This is a genomic window from Azospirillum lipoferum (assembly GCF_024170005.1).
GTDB classification, from domain to species: Bacteria; Pseudomonadota; Alphaproteobacteria; order Azospirillales; family Azospirillaceae; genus Azospirillum; species Azospirillum lipoferum.
Genome location: NZ_JALJXJ010000007.1, coordinates 24,550 through 43,107, shown reverse-complemented (window position 1 = coordinate 43,107; position 18,558 = coordinate 24,550). Strand labels below are relative to the sequence as shown.

Below are 18,558 nucleotides of genomic sequence, written 5' to 3'. Positions count from 1 at the left end.
ATGCGCCGGATCATCAACCGGCGGCCGGGGCGCGGGGGCATCGTCTTCTGGGGTGCCCTCCCCTTTCTGGGCGCGGCGGCGCTCTATGCCGTCGCCTCCGCCCTGCGGCTGGCCGAGAACCCGGCCGACAAGCTGCTGCCGCCGCTGTCGGCGATGGCGGCGGCGGTCGCGCGGATCGCCTTCACGCCCGACCCGCGTACCGGCGATTACCTGATGTGGGCCGATACGCTGGCGAGCCTGCACCGGCTCGGCCTCGGCCTTGGGGTGGCGACGGCGGCGGCGCTGGTGATCGGCATCGCCATGGGGCTGATCCCCTATGTGCGGGCGGGGCTGTCGCCCTTCGTCGCCATCCTGTCGATGGTGCCGCCGATGGCGGTGCTGCCGGTGCTGTTCATCGTCTTCGGGCTGGACGAGCTGTCCAAGGTGGTGCTGATCGTGGTGGGCGTGGCGCCCTTCCTGATCCGCGACCTCGCCATGCGCACGGCCGAACTGCCGGCCGAGCAGATCATCAAGGCGCAGACGCTGGGCGGCAGCACCTGGCAGATCGTGCTGCGGGTGGTTCTGCCGCAGATGCTGCCGCGGCTGGTCGATGCGGTGCGGCTGTCGCTCGGCCCGGCCTGGCTGTTCCTGATCTCGGCGGAGGCGATCGCCGCGACCGAGGGGCTGGGCTACCGCATCTTCCTGGTGCGGCGCTATCTGGCGATGGATGTCATCCTGCCCTATGTCGCCTGGATCACGCTGCTGGCCTTCGTGTCGGACTATCTGCTGCGCCTGTTCAACGCCCGCTGTTTTCCCTGGCTGAAGGCCGGAAAGGGGTCCGCATGAGCCACGTGTCCGTTCGCGGCCTGTGGAAGGAATATCCGGGTCAGGTGGTGCTGGAGCGGGTCGATCTGGAAATCCCGTCCGGCGAGTTCTGCGCCATGGTCGGCCCGTCCGGCTGCGGCAAGACCACCTTCCTGCGCATGCTGCTGGGCCAGGAACGGCCGACGCGCGGCGGCATATTCCTCGACGGCCGGCCGCTGGTGGCGGAGCCCGGACCCGACCGCGGCGTGGTGTTCCAGCGCTACTCGGTCTTCCCCCACCTGACGGTGCTGGAGAATGTCATCCTCGGCCGCGAGTTCGAGGGGTCGCGTTTCCTTGGCAAGCTGTTCGGCGCCCGCCGCCGCACGGCCGAGGAGGAGGCGAAGGGGATCCTGGCGGCGGTCGGGCTCGGCGACCATCTGCGCAAATACCCGGCGGAGCTGTCCGGCGGCATGCAGCAGCGCCTCGCCATCGCCCAGGCGCTGATCCTGAAGCCGAAGATCCTGCTGCTGGACGAACCCTTCGGCGCGCTCGACGCCGGCACCAAGGCGCAGATGTACGAGCTTCTGCTGCGCCTGTGGTCGGAGCGGAAGATGACCGTCTTCATGGTCACCCACGACCTGAAGGAGGGCTTCACGCTGGCGACCCGCGTGCTCGCCTTCGACCGGGTGCGGGTCGATCCGACCGATCCCGGCGCCTATGGCGCGCGCATCACCTACGACCTGCTGCTGACCGAAAAGGATGCGGTCCAGCAGAGGCTCGCCGCCGCGGGCGCGCGGTCACGGGAAACGGAGGACCGCCTTGGAACGCTTGTCGCGACTCATTAAGATGATCGGGGAGACGGCCGGGGAGACGATCGGGGCGGCGCTGCATGCCCTGCTGCTGACCCGCGCGAAGGCGGCGCACCCCTGGCTGTTCGCCGCCCCGGCCTCCCCTTCTACATCGTCCAGCCGCCGTCGATGATGTGGATCTGGCCGGTGGTGTAGGTGGCGGTGGCGAGGTGCAGGGCCAGTTCGGCGATCTCCTCCGGCTGGCCGATGCGGCCGATCGGCTGGCGGGCGATGAAGGCGGCGCGGGCGGCCTGATAGTCGCCCTGGGCCGACAACCGTTCCTGGAGCGACGGCGATTCGACCGTTCCCGGGCAGATGGCGTTGCAGCGGATGCCCTTCGCCACATAATCGGCGGCAACCGACTTGGTCAGGCCGATGACCGCCGCCTTGCTGGTGGTGTAGGCGAAGCGGTTGGGAACCCCCTTCACGCTGGAGGCCACCGACGACATGTTGATGATGCAGCCGTCGCCGCGCTCCAGCATGCCGGGCAGCACCGCCCGGGTGGTGCGGACCAGCGCCTTGACGTTGAGGTCGAGGGCGAAGTCCAGTTCCTCGTCCTTCAGTTCCAGGATCGTGCCGTTGTGCACGACGCCGGCACAGTTGAACAGGATGTCGACGCGGCCGATGTCGGCCAGGACCGACCGGACCGCCTGATCGTCGAGCACGTTCAGCACCCGCGTTTCGATGCCCTGTCCTGCCCCCTGCCCTGCCAGTTCGGCCAGTTTGGCGCCGTTGGCGTCGGTGGCGAAGACGGTGGCGCCTTCGCGGGCGAACAGTTCGGCGGTCGCCCGGCCGATCCCCTGGGCGGCGCCGGTGATGACGGCGATCTTGCCGGCCAGCTTTCCGGTCATGGTCCAACTCCTGAAGCGATGCTTGACGGGTTTGAAAGACGATTTCTGTCGAAGAACGGGCGCAGCGTCAGTCCACCGGCGTCGCCCCGGCCGGCATCATCGGGGAGTCGCCGCGGTTCGTCTCCGCCAGCCCCTGGCCGAAGCGCTTGTACCAGAGGCCGGTGATGACCGGCACGACGACCGAGGTGACGATGATGCAGATCGCCACCAGCACCGTGGCATCGGCCGCCGCGGGGGCGAATTGCGGGGCGACGGCGGCGATCGCCACCGGGTTGGCTGCGGCTGCACCCGCCGTGGAGGAGGCGGCGATGCCGGCGGTGCCGGTGCCGCGGCCGATGATCTTGTCGGCCAGGATCAGCGGAATGCCCGTCAGAATGATGACGCCGAACGCCAGCAGCAGGCCGAGCCCGAGCAGCGGCGAGAACAGCGTGCCGAGATTGATGGTGTTGCCGAGCGAGAAGGCGAAGAACGGGATCATCAGCTGGCCGCCCGGCGCGAAGAGGGCACGCAGCTTGGGATCCAGGTTGCCGAGTGCGAAGCCGACCAGGAAGGGCAGCACCGCGCCGATGAAGATCTGCGGCTCGAAATGCGCGGCACCGGATGCGCCGAGGATGATCATGCTCATCAGCGGACCGGATTCGATGGAGGTCAGCACGAAGGCGCCGGCCTCCTCCCTGGTGCCGTAGGTCTGCATCAGCGAGGCGTAGAGCCCGCCGTTGGTCATGTCCATGGCGCAGACGATGGCCAGGATCGACATCCCGGCGAAGAAGCCGCTGTGGATGCCCTCGGCCGGAATGAACTGCGAGGCCACCAGCACGATGATCCAGGCGGCGACCAGCTTGGTGAGGACCAGCGTGCCGGATTTGCGCAGCACGGTTCCGGTGGCGCTCAGCTTGATCGACGCGCCCATGCAGAAGAACCAGACCGCCAGGATCGGCACGACGCCGGTCATGATGCCCTGGGTGAAGCCTTTGAAATAGCCGGGCGCTTCGGGAACGAAGGTCTTGCACAGGGCGCCGAGCAGCAGCGGCACCAGCATCAGGCCGCCGGGAATCCGGTCCATTGTGTCTTTGATGTTCATCGGGCGCGTTCTCCGCAGATCTCGGATGGATGAGCAGGCGTCATCGCCGGCAAGGGCGACTCCCCGCTTTCTGCATTGATTTGAAGGGCGACGATGACGCGACAGGGCGCGCCGGTCGGACTTTGTCCGCCAGCTGACGGGAGTCAGCGTCGATCGTCACAAAAGATGGCCGGGCCGCGCCGGGTGGCCAAACCGTTGGCCAAGCCCGCGCGTCTCCGGTTTCCGGGTTTCTGGTCCTTGGGTTTCCCGTAAGGGCCGCGATCGCCCGCGGCCCGCAACACTGGTCAGGTGGCGGCGACGCGCTGGTTCTGCACGCCCAGCCCCTGGATTTCGACGCGGATGCTGTCGCCCGGCTTCAGGTAGCGCGGCGGCTTCTGGCCCATGCCGACGCCCGGCGGGGTGCCGGTGGTGATGACGTCGCCCGGCATCAGCGTCATGAACTGCGAGATGTGGGACACCAGGAACGGCACCTGGAAGACCATCGTCCGGGTGGAACCGTTCTGCATGGTCTGGCCGTTGACCGACAGGGTCATGGCGAGGTTCTGGACATCCTCGATCTCGTCCTTGGTGACCATCCAGGGGCCGAGCGGACCGAAGGTCGGGCAGCCCTTGCCCTTCGCCCACTGCCCTCCGCCACGCTCCAGCTGATAGGCGCGTTCCGACACGTCGTTGCACACGCAGTAGCCGGCGACGTAGTTCAGCGCGTCGGCCTCCGACACATAGGAGGCGCGCTCGCCGATGACGATGGCGAGTTCGACCTCCCAGTCGGTCTTCTCGGAGCCGGGCGGGATCAGCACGGTATCGTCCGGGCCGACGATGCAGGACGGCGCCTTGTTGAACAGCACCGGCTCCGCCGGGACCGGCATGCCGCTTTCCGCCGCATGGTCGGCATAGTTCAGGCCGACGGCAATGAAGTTGCCGACGCCGGTCACGCAGGACCCCAGCCGCACCGAACCCTGGACCACCGGCAGGTCATCGACCGAGACCGACCGGATCTTGTCCAGGCCGCTCTTGCTCAGCGCGGAACCGTCGATGTCCTTGACGACCGACGACAGATCCCGGATGGCACCATTGCCGTCGATCAAGCCGGGCTTCTCTTCACCGGGAGCCCCGAAGCGGACGAGTTTCAAAGCCTTGTCTCCTTAGCACCGACCGGCCTTGCGATCCTTGTCCAAGGCGGTCATTTTTCAGGATTGCTGCGTTGGCATACAGTTTCCATGGATCATATATGCTGTCAATGGTTTTCGAATGAGCGTAGGATTTTCGAAAATGTGGATGCCCGCTTGGAAGGAACAGTCATGAAGGACCGTGCCGAAGCACGCACGCTGGCGGGCGATGCCTATGCCGTCATTCACCGGGCCATCCGCTCCGGCTTGCTGAAGCCCGGCCAGCGCCTGCGTTTCGCCGATCTGCAGGCGCTGTGCGGCATGAGCGTTTCGCCGGTGCGCGAGGCCCTGGTCCGGCTGACCGCGGAGGGCTTCACAGTCTCGGACGACCACCGGGGCTTCTCGGTCGCCCCGTTGTCGATCGCGGAACTGCTGGACATCGTCGGCACCCGCAAGCTGCTGGAGGGGGAGGCGCTGCGGCTGTCGATCGAACATGGCGATTCGGCGTGGGAGGGCCGCCTGCTGGCGGCACACCATGTGATGTCGCGGCTTCCCCGCGAACGCGACGACCTGCCGACGGCCATACGGGAGGATTGGGATCTGCGGCATGCCGATTTCCACCGGGTCCTGATCTCGGCCTGCCGGTCGCCGATCCTGATCGAACTGTGCGAGAAGCTGTTCGTCCGGGCGGACCGCTACCGCCGCCTGTCGGTCAGCGTGCCCAACCAGTCCCGCGACGTCGTTTGCGAACATGAGAGGATCATGGCCTTCGCGCTCGACCGGAACGCCGATGGGGCGGTGGCGGCCCTGAAGGAGCATTACCAGCGAACCGCCGATGCCGTGGAAAGGCTGTTTCAGGAAGGCGCCCTGGTGGACTGATCGACGCGGCGCTGCCGGACGCAGTGCCTCTTAAGAGCAGGCAGGAAGGCTCTTGAGAAACGCCCGCCGGGACCGTATCGTTTGCATGCCGCAGATAGACTGCGGCGTTCATTCAGCAAGGAGCTTGCTGAGCATGTGTTCCGCCACCGTTTCCGGACGCGAGTCCGGCACCTTGTCGTTGCCCAAGAAGACCGCGGCCGATCGCGCCCAGGGCGCTTCCGCTTTTGATTTCATGGTCTTCGTCGGCCGTTTCCGGCCCTTCCATCTCGGCCATCTCACCGTCATGCGGCAGGCGTTGTCGCTGGGGCGCCATCTGATCGTGCTGGTCGGGTCGTCGCGTCAGGCGCGCAGCCACCGCAATCCCTTCCGCTTCGAAGAAGTGCGCTCCTGCATCCTGGGCGCCTTCCCGCCGGAAGAGTGCGGGCGCATCACCGTGCTTCCCCTCATCGACCGCTACAATGATCTGGAATGGATCCGCGACGTGCAGGCGGCGGTCCACGGCGTGGTCGTGCAGCACCACCGACCGGCCGCCCAAGGCTCAGCGGATGGCTCGCCCCCCCTGGTCGGCCTGATCGGCCATTCCAAGGACCACAGCAGTTATTACCTGCGCATGTTCCCGCAATGGGGCGCCGTGGAGTGCGAGAACTGCCGGGGGCTCTCCGCCACCCCCATCCGCGACGCCTATTTCGCCGATGCGGCGGCGGCGCTGGAGACATGGAAGGATGCGCTGCCGGCGAATGTCGCCGCCTTCATGGCGGAGTTCGCAAGCACCGGAGAATACAGGCGGCTGGCCGAGGAAAGCGCCTACATCGCCAAATACCGGGCGGGGTGGGCCGATGCCCCCTACCCGCCGACCTTCCTGACCGCCGACGCCGTGGTGGTCCTGTCCGGGCACGTTCTGCTGGTCGAGCGCCGGGGCCTGCCCGGACGCGGCCTGCTGGCCCTGCCCGGCGGTTTCGTCGGCCAGCATGAGCGGATCAAGGACGCCATGATCCGCGAGTTGCGGGAGGAGACGAGGCTCAAGGTTCCGGCGGGCTTCCTGGAGGGCGGTATCCGCGCCAGCCAGATCTTCGACCACCCCTACCGCTCGTCGCGCGGCCGCACGGTGACCCAGGCCTTCCTCATCCAGCTCAAGGCCACCGACGAAGGTTTTCCCAAGGTGCGCGGCGGCGACGACGCCAGGTCGGCCCGCTGGATGCCGATCGCGGAAATCGATCCGGAACGGATGTTCGAGGATCACTTTCACATCATCCAGACCCTGATCGCCTTGTCCAACAGCTGAGTGCGGTGTCCCTCCAGCGCCGCAATCCAGCATGACGACCAAGCCCGCCGGACAGACCGGCGGCATTCGGCAAAGGAGCTTTGCCATGACAACCATTCCGTCCACCACTCTGCGCATCGTCTGCGTCCAGGCCAACCCCACGGTCGGCGCGCTCCGGGACAACTTCGCCATCATCCGCCACCGCCGCGCGCAGTATCGCGGCAAGGCCGACCTGCTGGTGTTCAGCGAGTGTTTCGGCACCGGCTATCCGCTTCAGGATCTCGTGCTGCGTCCGGGCTTCCGGCGCGATTTCCGCGCGGCGCTCGACACGCTGGCCGGCGAGATGCGGGGCGACGGCGGGCCGGCGGTGCTGGTCGGCGGCCCGCTCGACGGCGCCGCCCTGCCCTACAACGCCGCCTTCCTGATCGAGACCGACGGCTCGATGAAGATCGTGCTCAAGCACACCCTGCCCAATGACGAGGTCTATGACGAGAAGCGGGTCTTCGCTCCCGGCCCGCTGCCCTCGCCCGTCGATTTCCGCGGCTTCCGCCTGGGCATCGCCATCTGCGAGGATTTCTGGCACGGCAAGGTCGCCCAGGCCCTGGCGGCGGAAGGCGCCGAGATCCTGATCGTGCCGAACGGCTCGCATTTCAGGACCGGAAAGCAGGCGGTCCGCGTCGCCATCGGCCGCCGCACCGTCAGGGCCACCGGCCTGCCGATCCTCTACGTCAATCAGGTCGGCGGGCAGGACAGTTTGGTGTTCGACGGCGGCAGCTATGTGATGGACCGCGCCGGGCTGGTGATCACCCAGGCCGGCTTCCGCGAGTGCGACTTCGACATCACGCTGGAACGTGGCGAGGACGGCGGGGTCGACCTGCGGCGCGGCGATGTGCTGGGCATGCTGCCGAACGGCTATCCCGACGAACCGGAGGCCATGTACCGGGCGCTGGTGCTGGGCCTGCGCGATTACGTGAACAAGAACGGCTTTCCCGGCGTGGTGCTCGGCATGTCGGGCGGCATCGACAGCGCCCTGTCGGCCGCCGTCGCGGTGGACGCGCTGGGCGCCGACCGCGTGCTGCCGGTGCGCATGCCGTCGCCCTATACCTCGGCGGAGAGCATGGAGGATGCCGAACGGGCGGCGGCCCTGCTCGGTACCCGCCTGCTGACCGTACCGATCGCGCCGGCGATGGACGCCTTCGGCGGCATGCTCGCCCCCGTCTTTGCCGACCGGCCGGTGCCGGCGGACGACACCACCTTCGAGAATGTCCAGGCCAGGATCCGCGGCATGACCCTGATGGCGCTGTCCAACCGGCTCGGGCTGATGGTGCTGAGCACCGGCAACAAGAGCGAGATGAGCGTCGGCTACGCGACCCTCTACGGCGACATGTGCGGCGGCTATTCGGTGCTGAAGGATGTCTACAAGACGCTCGTCTTCGGTCTGGCGCGCTGGCGCAACACGCATGGATCATCTGGTCTGCTGCTCTCCGGCTTGCTTGGCCCGCAGGGTGCCGTGATGCCCGACCGTATCATCGCCAAGCCGCCGAGCGCCGAACTGCGCGAGTACCAGACCGACGAACAGGCGCTGGGCGCCTACGAGCATCTGGATGCGGTGCTGGCGACCATGGTCGAGGGGCTGAACGGCGCCGACCGCGCCGCCGAACTGGCGAGTGCTGCGGTGGGACAGCCGATTTCCACCGACTATGCCGGGCGAATCGGCCGCATGGCGGCGCGAGCGCAGTACAAGCGCGACCAGAGCCCGCCGGGCGTCGTCGTCACCGAACGGACCTATGGGCCGGGCTGGCGCCTGCCGGTCACCAATCACTACGGGCTGTGACCCGGTCAGTCAGAACAGGAGGTTCCAGCCATGCTCGTCAATTTCAGCAGCCGCGCCCACAACCACAATTTCGCCACCGATTTCATCGTCCGCTCCCTGCTGGACACCGACTGGTACAAGCTGGCGATGCTGCAATTCATCTGGCGGCATTTCCGCGACGTGAAGGTCCGCTTCAGCCTGATCAACCGCACCCGGTCGGTGAAGCTGGCCCGGATCATCGACGAGGCCGAATTGCGCCGCCAACTGGACAATGTCCGCTCGCTGCGGCTGAAGCGCTCCGAGGCGGTCTGGCTCCAGGGCAACACCTTCTACGGCCAGCGCGGCATCTTCCGACCCGAGTTCGTCGCCTGGCTCGCCGAGGATTTCGCCCTGCCCGACTACCGGCTGTCGGAGGAGGACGGCCAATGGCGCCTGGATTTCGAGGGACCCTGGCCGATGGTGACGATGTGGGAGATCTACGCCCTCAGCGTCATCAACGAGCTGAAGACCCGCGCCGCATTGGCGAGCATGACGGAGACCGAACTCGACATCCTCTATGCCCGCGCCAAGGTCCGCCTGTGGGACAAGATCGAAAAGCTGCGGCCGCTCGCCGACCTCAGCCTGTCGGATTTCGGCACGCGGCGGCGCCACAGCTTCCTGTGGCAGGAATATGTGGTGGAGACGATGGCGGCCGAACTCGGCCCGCGCTTCATCGGCACCTCCAACACCCACCTCGCCATGAAGCACGACCTGGAGGCCATCGGCACCAACGCGCACGAGCTGCCGACCACCGTTGCGGCGCTGGCCCGGAGCGATGACGAGTTGCGGGTGGCGCAGTACGACGTCCTGCGGCTGTGGCAGGAGACCTATGGCGGGGCGATGCTGGTGTTCCTGCCCGACACCTTCGGATCGACCCAGTTCCTGCGGAACGCGCCGGACTGGGTGGCGGACTGGACCGGCATGCGGGTGGACAGCAAGGACCCGGTGACGGCGGGCGAGGAATATATCGGCTGGCTGGAACGGCATGGCCGCGATCCCCGCGACAAGCGCGTGCTGTTCAGCGACGGGCTGGACGTCGAAGACATTTTGCGGCTTCACCGGACCTTCGCCGGCCGCATCCGCGACGGCTATGGCTGGGGCACCCTGCTGACCTCCGACTTCCGGAACTGCCACCCGCGCAGCGGCCAGGGGCTCGACCCGCTGAGCCTCGTCTGCAAGGTGACGGCGGTCGAGGTCGATGGCACCTGGAAGGAAGCCGTCAAGCTCAGCGACAATTACGAGAAGGCCACCGGGGCGGCGGCCGAGGTCGCCCGTTACCGCGCCATCTTCGGCACCGAGGGCGTCGCGAACGTCCCGGTGCTGGTCTGAACCATAGGAGACGCATCATGGCCGAGACTCTCGTCAGCCCGGACGCCGCGCTGGAGGCCGTCGCTATCGCCCTGCCGGTGCGCAGGACCGCCGTGGCGCTGGCCGGCAAGCGGGTTGGCAAGCTCGACGTCGATCCGGTGAACGGGTTCGCCGCCATCGGTGGCGGCAATCTGGCGCCGCCGGTCGCCAACGCCCAGGTCAGCCGCATGATCGCCGAGATCGACCGCACCAACCGGCTGTTCCTCTCGGCCGGCCACCCCATCGCGGTGTTCCTCGACACCCATGAGCCGGGCAAGCCCGAATATCCCTACCCGCCCCATTGCGAGGCCGGCACCGGCGAGGAGAATCTGGTCGAGGAGCTGTCCTGGCTGGACGGCGCCCCCGGCGTCACGCTGATGCGCAAGGACTGCATAAACGGGGTGGTCGGGACGACCGACCTCGCGACCGGGCGCAACCGGCTGTTCGACTGGATCGCCGCCAACGGCATCGAGACCCTGGTGGTGGACGGGATCTGCACCGACATCTGCGTGCTCCAGGCGGTGCAGGCTCTGCTGTCGGCGCGCAACCATGGCATGACCGGGCCGCTGCGCGAGATCGTGGTGTATGAGCCGGGATGCGCCACCTACGACCTGCCGCTGGACACCGCCCGCAGCCTCGGCCTGCCCGACACCGCCGCCCACCCGCAGAGGGTTGCCCACCACATCGGGCTGTATCTGATGCAGGCGAGCGGTGCGGTGATCGCCGACGAGCTTATCCTCCAGGCCCCGTGACCGCCTGCGCAGTCACTCCGGCGCGATCAGGTGCGGGACGAAGCGGCTGGTGTTGCCGGTGATGAGTGCGCGGTCCTCGCGGATGCCCAGGCCGCAGGCCTTGTCGCCGGCCATCCAGACGCCGAAGACGGCATGGTTGCCGTCGGACTCCGCCAGCGGCGTGTAGGCCTGATAGACCCAGCCGTCATCGACATAGGGTCCCTCAGTCTGGGCGATCGGCTGGCCGGCCGGGAAGCCGGCGGCGTCGAGGGTGGCGATGCTGACGTTGCTGCCCTCGCGTCCGAGCAGCGGCTTCGCTACCACCGTGCTTCCGGCGGGAAAGCCGCTGCGGTCGAGCGCCGTCGGCAGCAGGTTGGGATGGCCGGGATTCAGCGCCCATAGCAGGGCGAACAGCCCCTTCGACGCCATCACCATCTTCCAGGCCGGCTCGATCATCCGGATCCGCCCTTGCGCCGCGGCGGTCACCAGTTCGCGGCCGGTCGTCTCCCGGATCATCCAGTCCCAGGGATAGAGCTTCATCAAATGCCGGATCGGCAGGCCGGCGTCGTCCAGGAAGTGGCCTGAGGCGTCGTCGTAGCGGATCGACTGGATTGGCATCGCCTTGGTGGTCATGCCGGCGCGCAAGGCCAGGGTCTGGAGATAGGCGATGGTCGCCTCGTCCTCCGGATGCGGCATCAGGCAGGCGAAATGGACCGCCTCCGCCTGCGACGCCAGGGCGGGGAAGGCCTGCTTGCGGGCCTGCCAGCGCTCGACCAGAGCCTCCTCCAGGCTGTTGAACTGGTCGGCGTCGGGATGGACGTCCTGCAACCAGCACCATTGGGCGACGGCGGTCTCGTAGAGCGAGGTCGGGGTTTCGGCGTTCAGCTCCAGCGCCTTCGGCGGCCCGCCCTTGCCGTCCCAGGCGAAGTCGAAGCGGGCGTAGAGCGCCATGTCCCGCCCGTCACGCTCCGCCCAGCTCGCCTCGATGGCCGGGGCGGCCCAGCGTGGAAGTCCGACCGCTTCGTACAGCCCGCGCGTCACGACATGGCCGACCGCCTCCTCGCACAGGCGGTAGACCTCCTCGGCGGCGGCCTCCAGCGTTTCGATCTCGGCCAGGGAGAAACGCCAATGGGCGCTTTCGTCCCAATAGGCCGTGCCGTCGGCCTCGGTGTGGAAGGGGAAGCCGATCTCCTCCAGCTTGGCCTGCCAGTGCGGGCGGGGCGCCGTCCGGATACGCTCCATGGCGTCAACTCCCTGAAAAGCCGCGCGACGAGCCGGTCGAGCCGAAGCCGGCGCTGCGCCCGGTCGTGGTGACCGTGAAGGACTTGCCCGTGCTGCCCAAACCCGGCCGGTAGTAGGAACCGGAACTGGAGGCGACGCCCCCGCTACCCTGACGGATCTCGTCCCGGCGCTGCGGCGGGAGCGGGGTCTCGGCGATCCGGGTGCTGCCGCTGCGGGCGTAGCCCTGGCGGTCGAAATAGACCGGCTGGGCATAACCGCCGGTCAGGCTGCGGCCGATCATGAAGCCGACGAAGGCCGGGACGAAGACGTTGCTGAGGCTGCTTCCACCGCCTTCATTGGCCGGAGTGCAGGCGCCATCCCCCATCTCCGCCTCGCAGGCCTCGCGGCTGGCGAAGCGGGGAGCGCTCTTCTGATGCTCCTCGCGCGCGGTGGCGAAGGCCGCGGCGCACTCGTTCGCCGGCATCTCGGCAGTGCAGGCCTCGACGGAAGGATAGACGGTCGCCTCCTCGGGGCTGTCCTCGCCGCAAGCGAACAGGACCGGGCTGATGCCGCCCAGCAGCAGAGCCGCCACGGTGTGCGAGCGCTTCATCGGAAAGCCTTTCCTCCAGTCAATAGGTCAGCGAGCCATAGTTCAGCAGCCCGACGGCGATCGACAGGCTGCCGAGAAGAACGCCGTAGGCGGTGCGGTCGGCTTCGACGCCGGCACGGAAATCCGGCAGCAGCACGCGGGAGCCGATGACATAGACGAGAAGCTGCGACACCAGCGCGATCACTCCCCACACCGCCAGATCGACGATGCTGGTGGTGTGGGAGGCGACGCTGGTCAACGGCAGGGCGAAGCCGATCATGGCGCCGCCCAGGGTAAGCGCCGCGGTCGTGTTGCCCCGGCGGACCAGGGCCAGATCGCGATAGGGGGTGACGGCGGTGTAGGCCAGGATGAACAGCAGCAGGAAGCCCAGCATCACCGCGGCGAACAGCAGATAGGACGGAAGGGTGGTCAGGGACTGGAGAACCGGTGCCATGCGCTCATCCGACATTGCTTGACCGAACCCGGCGCGTTGCGCCGTTCGCAAGCATCCGGCAGGCGATGATCGCAATGGTAGCGGTCAAGCCGCATCTGCGCAGACGCGGTGCCTCCGTTGCTCCGGGACCGGGCGTCGGACCTATCCTTTTTTGCCGTTGCGCCGGCAAAATGGCTTCGTCAGGCTGTGAGTGAACATTCATTCACAGAGGGACGCCATGTCCATCGACGTTCGTCAGAAGGTCCGCGACGCCGCCATCGCGCTGTTTGCCCAGAAGGGGGTGAAGGCGACGACGGTCCGCGACATCGCCCGCGCCGCCGGGGTGTCGGAGGGGGCGCTCTACCGCCACTGGCCGAGCAAGGAGGAACTGGCGGCCGATCTGTTCGCGGCGGAATACACGGCCATGTCGCAAAGCCTGCGCGATGCCGCCGGCCAGGGTCCGGCGCCGGAGCGGCTGCGGCGGATCATCGGCCATGCCTTCCACTTGGCGGAGGCCGCTCCCGACCGCACCCGTTTCCTTCTGCTGTCGCAGCACGAATCGCTGCCGCTGGTGCCCGAGGGCCAGGAGACGCCGGTCGACGTGATCTGCGGCATCGTCGCCGACGGCATCGCCGAGGGCAGCATCGTACCGGCCGACCGCGACGCGCTGTCCCACATCGTCATCGGCGCCATCGTGCTGAACGTGCAGTCGCAGGTCTATGGCCGGCAGACGGCGCCGCTCTCCAGCCTCGCCGGGTCCATCGCCGACGCGATCCTCACCGGCATCGCAACCCCTACCGCCAGGATCGGAGCCGGACAATGAGCGCTTCCGCCCTTCTCGCTACGCGGCGCTTCCTGCCGCTGTTCCTCACCCAGTTCCTCGGCGCCTTCGGCGACAACGTCCTGCGCGGCGCCATCGCCGTGCTGGCGGTGTATGGTGTTGCCGGCGACGGCCTCCTGACGGGAGCGATGATCTCGACGCTGGCGGCCGGCGCCTTCACCCTGCCTTTCCTGCTGCTGTCGGCCACCGCCGGCCAGCTGGCCGACCGCTATGACCGCACGCTGATCGCCCGCATCGTCAAGCTGGCGGAGATCGGGCTGATGGCGATGGCGTCATTGGGCATCGTCGCCGCCGACCTGCCGGTCCTGATCATCGCGCTGGTCGGCATGGGCGCCCATTCGACGCTGTTCGGGCCGGTCAAATACGGCCTGCTGCCCGACCTGCTCGCCCCGTCGGAACTGACCGCCGCCAACGGACTGGTGGAGGCCGGGACCTTCGTCGCCATCCTGCTGGGCACCATCGCCGGCGGCTCGCTGGCCCTGCTCCACCCCTGGGCGGTGCCGGGGCTGCTCGGCGCCTCCGCGGTGCTGGGGCTGGCCGCGTCGCTGTTCATCCCGCGTGCCGGCAATGCCGACCCGGCGGTGCGTGTCGGCCTCAATCCGCTGTCGGTGACGGCAAAGGTGCTGCGCGCGGCCGCCGGCGACCGGGCATCGATGCGGGCGATCCACGGCATCTCGGTGTTCTGGGGCGTCGGTGCGGTGGTGATGGCGCAATTCCCCTCCATCGCCCGCGAGACGCTGGGGACCGACAGCGGTGGCGCGACCCTGCTGCTGGCGGTGTTCGCCATCGGTGTGGCCGCCGGCTCGGTGTTCGCCGGTCTCAGCCACCGCACGCCGTCCACCGCAGATGCCGGCCGCGCCGCCCTGGCCGGTCTGGTCGCCGCCCTGGCGGGGGCCGTCCTGCCCCTGCTGACCCCGGCCGCCCCGGCTTTGGTACCGCTGTCGCCGCTGGCCCTGCTGGCCCAGCCCTGGGCGCTGCCGCTGCTGGCCGACCTCTTCGTCATCGCCGCCGCCGGCGGGGCCTTCGCCGTCCCGCTCTATGCGCTGATCCAGCACCGGGCGCCGGCGGGAACCCGTGCCCGCGTCATCGCCGCCGCCAATGTGGTCAACGCGCTCTACATGGTGGCCGGCTCGGCCGCCGCCGCCGCGATGCTGGCGCTGGGGGCCTCGCCGCTGGTTGTCTCCTCCGTGGGTGGTGCCAGCATGCTGGTCGCCGTGGTGATGGCGCTCGCCGTCGATGCGCAGGCGCTGATGCGCGCCATCTTCCGTGCCTTCTTCAAGCTGGCCTTCCGGGTGGAGGTCCGTGGGGCCGAGCATCTGGCCGGTCTCGACGGCGCCGCCGTGGTGACGCCGAACCACCAGTCCTTCCTGGACGGCGCGCTGCTCGCCGCCTTCCTGCCGGGCATGCGCTTCGCCGTCGACACCCACATCGCCAGGCACCCCCTGGTCAAGCCCTTCCTGGCGATCGCCGACCATGTGACCATCGACCCGACCAACCCGCTCGGCACCCGAATCCTCGCCCGCGCGCTCGCCGACGGCGACAAGGTCTGCGTCTTTCCGGAGGGCCGGATCACCGTCACCGGGTCGCTGATGAAGATCAACGGCGGCCCCGGCATGCTGGCCGACAAGGCGCGCTGCCCGGTGGTGCCGGTCTGCATCGAGGGCGCCCAGCGTTCGGTGCTGTCGCGCATGCAGGGCCGGCTGCGGCTCGGCCTGTTCCCACGCATCACCATCACCGTGCTGCCGCCGGTGACGACTCCGGAGGTCGGCGGCCCCGGTGGTGGTCTGGTCGGCAAGAAGCGGCGCGCCGCCCTGAAGTCCTGGCTGTCGCGGGTGATGACGGAGAGCGTCTTCGCCGCCCGCCGTCAGCAGGAGACGCTGATGCTGGCCCTGCTCGACGCCCGGGCCAAGACCGGGGCGCGGGAGGATGCCGTCCAGGATGGCGACTTCTCCACCCTGTCCTACCGCGCGCTGGTGGCCCGCGCCCTGGTGCTCGGCCGCATCCTGACCAAGGGCACGGAAGCGGACGAGCCGGTGGGGGTGCTGCTGCCGACGGCCTCGCCGACGGCGGCGGTGTTCTTCGGCCTCGCCGCCCATGGCCGTCCGGCCGCCATGCTGAACTTCACCGCCGGCCCGGATGCGGTGAAGGCCGCCTGCCGCGCCGCCGGGGTGCGCCGGATCGTCACCTCCGCCCAGTTCATCGAGAAGGCCCGGCTCGGCGCGCTCGTCGAGGCGCTGGCCGCCGACCACGCCATCATCCATCTCGAAGACGTGAAGCGCGGGTTGCGGCTGGGCGACAAGCTGCGCGCCCTGGCGGCGCTGGTCGCGCCGGAACGGCTGCTGCCGCCGCAGGGAAGCTCCGACGACATCGCCGCCATCCTCTTCACCTCCGGGTCGGAGGGGCCGCCGAAGGGCGTGGCGCTCAGCCATGGCAACCTGCTCGCCAACATGGCGCAGGTGGCGTCGGTGGTGGACTTCACCCGGCAGGACGTGGTGTTCAACTGCCTGCCCACCTTCCATTCCTTCGGCCTGACCGGCGGCATGCTGCTGCCGATCCTGAACGGGGTGAAGACGGTGCTCTACCCCAACCCGCGCCATGTCCGGCTGATCCCGGAGCTGGTCTACCAGACCAACGCCACCGTCCTGTTCGGCACCGATTTCTTCCTGAACGCCTGGGCGCGGTCGGCCGACCCGTACGACTACCGCTCGCTGCGCCTCGTCTTCGCCGGGGCCGAGCGGCTTCAGGACGAGACGCGGCGCGTCTACACCGAACGGCTGCGCGTCCATCTGCTGGAGGGCTACGGCACCACCGAAACAGCACCGGTGATCGCCGTCAACACCCCGGCCCGCTTCCGCCCCGGCAGCGTCGGACAGCCATTGCCTGGGATCGAGACCGAACTGCTGCCGGTTCCCGGCGTCGATGCTGGCGGGCGGCTGCGGGTGCGCGGGCCGAACGTGATGAAGGGCTACCTGCATGCCGACCGTCCGGGCGAAATCCAGCCGCCGGCAGACGGCTGGCATGACACCGGCGATATCGTCGAGATCGACGCCGACGGCTTCATCCGCATCGTCGGCCGGGTCAAGCGCTTCGCCAAGGTGGCGGGCGAGATGATCCCGCTCGGCCTCGTCGAGGAGCTGGCGGGGCTCGCCGATCCGGACGCCGCGCATGCCGCCGTCACCCTGCCCGACCCCAAGCGCGGCGAGCGGATCCTGCTGGCGACCACCAGCGCCACGCTGTCCCGTGACGCGCTGGTCGCCGCCGCCCGGAGCCGGGGAGCGCCCGAGATCGCCATTCCGCGTGACGTTCTGCGCATCGACGCCGTCCCGCTGCTGGGCACCGGCAAGACCGATTATCCGGCCGTGACGCGGTTCGCCGCGGAGGCCGTCGCCACGGAGGCTGCATGATGGAGACCACAACAACGTCTGCCAAGGCGGCCGCCGACCGGCGCCCCATCGCCACCCGGTCGGCCCGCTGGGCGCAACGGCTGGCGGCGTGGCTGACCACGACGCCGGTGACACCGAACCAGATCTCGGTTCTGTCAGCGGTGTGGGCGGCGATCGGCGGCGCCCTTCTGCTGCAGGGCGGCGTGCTGGCCTGGATCGGCACCGCGCTCTGCGTCCAGCTGCGCCTGATCTGCAACCTGCTCGACGGCATGGTCGCGGTGGAGGGCGGCAAGGGCTCGCCGGTCGGTGCGCTCTACAACGAGATTCCCGACCGCGTCGCCGACACCGCCTTCCTGGTGCCGCTGGGCTACGCCGCCGGCCTGCCATGGCTCGGCTGGGCGGCGGCGCTGGCCGCCATGATGACCGCCTATGTCCGGACCTTCGGCGGTGCCCTGGGGCTGGCGCAGGATTTCGGCGGCGTGATGGCCAAGCAGCGCCGCATGGCCGCCCTCACCGTCGCCCTGCTCGCCCAGGCGATCGAGCATGCGCTGTGGGGGACGGGATACAGCCTGCTGGCGGCGGCCTGGATCATCATGGGCGGCAGCCTGCTCACCGTCGCGACGCGCACGCTCGGCATCGCCCGCCGCCTGAAGTCTCAGCATCTGGAGGCCCGGTCATGATCCCTCTTCTCCAACCGGCGCTCCGTCACGGTCTCCTGGGGCTGACCCGCCTGCTGGTCGGTGCCCGCGCGAGCTGGGAAGGCAGCGCTCCAGCAGATGTCCCGCGCATCTATTTCGCCAACCACACCAGCCACCTCGACACGCTCGCCGTCATGGCGGCCCTGCCGGCGGAGCTGCGGGCGCGCACCCATCCGGTGGCGGCGCTCGATTACTGGGGGGGCTCGGCCCTGCGGCGCGCGATCGCGGTGGGCTGCCTGAACGCGCTGCTGGTCGACCGCACCGGCAAGGCGACGGCGGAGGTGATGGACGCCATGGCGGCGGTGCTCGAAAGTGGCCAGTCGCTGATCCTCTTCCCCGAGGGCACGCGCGGCGACGGCACCGTGGCCCCGTTCAAGAGCGGCCTCTACCATCTCTCCCAACGGGTGCCGAATGCCGAGCTGGTGCCCGTCTTCATCGAGAACCTGCACCGGGTGATGCCGAAGGGCATGCCGCTGCTGGTGCCGCTGATCTGCACCATGCGCTTCGGCGCCCCGTTGGAAGCAGTCGCGGGTGAAGACAAGGCGGCCTTCCTGGAACGGGCCCGCGATGCGCTGGTGTCGCTGTCGCGGTCTCCATCCGCTTCCCAACCCGATTCCCAATCCACCGGCCAACGGACCGCCCAATGAACAGCGT

The 18,558-nt window shown here is 68.7% G+C and carries 18 protein-coding genes; 12 read left to right on the top strand and 6 right to left on the bottom strand.

The features are described from left to right. The 3 genes from J2848_RS16555 to J2848_RS35940 are packed head-to-tail and all read left to right on the top strand — an operon-like array spanning position 1 to position 1,764. Positions 1–825, top strand: coding sequence for an ABC transporter permease (locus J2848_RS16555; protein WP_149232375.1), 825 nt, complete (start codon positions 1–3; stop codon positions 823–825). Next, positions 822–1,628 (top strand): ATP-binding cassette domain-containing protein, encoded by an 807-nt coding sequence (locus J2848_RS16550; protein WP_149232376.1) that lies wholly within the window; start codon positions 822–824, stop codon positions 1,626–1,628. The genes J2848_RS16555 and J2848_RS16550 overlap by 4 nt, the downstream gene beginning before the upstream one ends. A gap of 1 nt (position 1,629) precedes the next feature. After that, entirely contained in the window at positions 1,630–1,764 is a 135-nt protein-coding gene (locus J2848_RS35940; protein ID WP_281288589.1) for a hypothetical protein, read from the top strand. Here J2848_RS35940 and J2848_RS16545 read toward each other — a convergent pair. The 3 genes from J2848_RS16545 to J2848_RS16535 all read right to left on the bottom strand — a co-directional run bounded on the left by J2848_RS16545 (position 1,739) and on the right by J2848_RS16535 (position 4,693). Then, complete coding sequence (locus J2848_RS16545; protein WP_149232377.1) at positions 1,739–2,482, bottom strand: SDR family oxidoreductase; 744 nt, start codon at positions 2,480–2,482, stop codon at positions 1,739–1,741. The two genes, J2848_RS35940 and J2848_RS16545, sit on opposite strands and share 26 nt — an antisense overlap. A 67-nt stretch (positions 2,483–2,549) precedes the next feature. Further along, complete coding sequence (locus J2848_RS16540; protein WP_149232378.1) at positions 2,550–3,563, bottom strand: 2-keto-3-deoxygluconate permease; 1,014 nt, start codon at positions 3,561–3,563, stop codon at positions 2,550–2,552. 284 nt (positions 3,564–3,847) lie between these two features. Beyond that, the gene (locus J2848_RS16535) at positions 3,848–4,693 is read right to left on the bottom strand and encodes a fumarylacetoacetate hydrolase family protein (protein WP_149232379.1); all 846 of its coding nucleotides are present in this window, start codon (positions 4,691–4,693) and stop codon (positions 3,848–3,850) included. Positions 4,694–4,861: 168 nt separating this feature from the next. Here J2848_RS16535 and J2848_RS16530 point away from each other — a divergent pair, with 168 nt between their 5' ends. The 5 genes from J2848_RS16530 (at position 4,862) to J2848_RS16510 (ending at position 10,760) form a co-directional block, all read left to right on the top strand. After that, the gene (locus tag J2848_RS16530; RefSeq protein ID WP_170307088.1) at positions 4,862–5,548 is read left to right on the top strand and encodes a GntR family transcriptional regulator; all 687 of its coding nucleotides are present in this window, start codon (positions 4,862–4,864) and stop codon (positions 5,546–5,548) included. A 133-nt stretch (positions 5,549–5,681) separates the two neighbouring features. After that, positions 5,682–6,830 (top strand): bifunctional nicotinamide-nucleotide adenylyltransferase/Nudix hydroxylase, encoded by a 1,149-nt coding sequence (locus J2848_RS16525; RefSeq protein ID WP_149232381.1) that lies wholly within the window; start codon positions 5,682–5,684, stop codon positions 6,828–6,830. An 85-nt stretch (positions 6,831–6,915) separates the two neighbouring features. Further along, positions 6,916–8,643 carry an NAD+ synthase gene (locus tag J2848_RS16520; protein WP_149232382.1) on the top strand — a complete coding sequence of 576 codons (1,728 nt, stop codon included), beginning with the start codon at positions 6,916–6,918 and terminating at the stop codon, positions 8,641–8,643. A 30-nt stretch (positions 8,644–8,673) separates the two neighbouring features. Beyond that, positions 8,674–9,990, top strand: a complete 1,317-nt coding sequence (locus J2848_RS16515; protein WP_149232383.1) for a nicotinate phosphoribosyltransferase — start codon at positions 8,674–8,676, stop codon at positions 9,988–9,990. Between the two features lie 17 nt (positions 9,991–10,007). Further along, positions 10,008–10,760, top strand: a complete 753-nt coding sequence (locus tag J2848_RS16510; RefSeq protein WP_149232384.1) for an isochorismatase family protein — start codon at positions 10,008–10,010, stop codon at positions 10,758–10,760. A gap of 12 nt (positions 10,761–10,772) precedes the next feature. Here J2848_RS16510 and J2848_RS16505 read toward each other — a convergent pair whose 3' ends face one another. The 3 genes from J2848_RS16505 to J2848_RS16495 are packed head-to-tail and all read right to left on the bottom strand — an operon-like array spanning position 10,773 to position 13,003. Beyond that, positions 10,773–11,981, bottom strand: coding sequence for a glutathionylspermidine synthase family protein (locus J2848_RS16505; RefSeq protein ID WP_149232385.1), 1,209 nt, complete (start codon positions 11,979–11,981; stop codon positions 10,773–10,775). A gap of 4 nt (positions 11,982–11,985) precedes the next feature. Then, positions 11,986–12,570: a DUF1190 domain-containing protein gene (locus tag J2848_RS16500; protein ID WP_149232386.1), complete on the bottom strand. Its 585-nt coding sequence runs from the start codon at positions 12,568–12,570 to the stop codon at positions 11,986–11,988. A gap of 19 nt (positions 12,571–12,589) precedes the next feature. Further along, positions 12,590–13,003, bottom strand: coding sequence for a DUF350 domain-containing protein (locus J2848_RS16495; RefSeq protein ID WP_149232387.1), 414 nt, complete (start codon positions 13,001–13,003; stop codon positions 12,590–12,592). Positions 13,004–13,220: 217 nt separating this feature from the next. On the opposite strand from J2848_RS16495, the gene J2848_RS16490 reads away from it, so the two are divergent. Genes J2848_RS16490 through J2848_RS16475 form a run of 4 tightly spaced genes read left to right on the top strand, consistent with a single transcriptional unit; the run spans position 13,221 to position 18,551 of the window. Next, complete coding sequence (locus tag J2848_RS16490) at positions 13,221–13,805, top strand: TetR/AcrR family transcriptional regulator (protein WP_246193961.1); 585 nt, start codon at positions 13,221–13,223, stop codon at positions 13,803–13,805. Continuing rightward, complete coding sequence (locus J2848_RS16485) at positions 13,802–17,227, top strand: acyl-[ACP]--phospholipid O-acyltransferase (protein WP_149232389.1); 3,426 nt, start codon at positions 13,802–13,804, stop codon at positions 17,225–17,227. The genes J2848_RS16490 and J2848_RS16485 overlap by 4 nt, the downstream gene beginning before the upstream one ends. Beyond that, complete coding sequence (locus J2848_RS16480) at positions 17,224–17,886, top strand: CDP-alcohol phosphatidyltransferase family protein (RefSeq protein ID WP_149232390.1); 663 nt, start codon at positions 17,224–17,226, stop codon at positions 17,884–17,886. Before J2848_RS16485 ends, J2848_RS16480 begins: the two co-directional genes overlap by 4 nt. Then, a complete protein-coding gene (locus J2848_RS16475) occupies positions 17,883–18,551 on the top strand; it encodes a lysophospholipid acyltransferase family protein (RefSeq protein ID WP_149232391.1) in 669 nt (222 codons plus the stop codon). Before J2848_RS16480 ends, J2848_RS16475 begins: the two co-directional genes overlap by 4 nt. Positions 18,552–18,558: the final 7 nt, after the last annotated feature.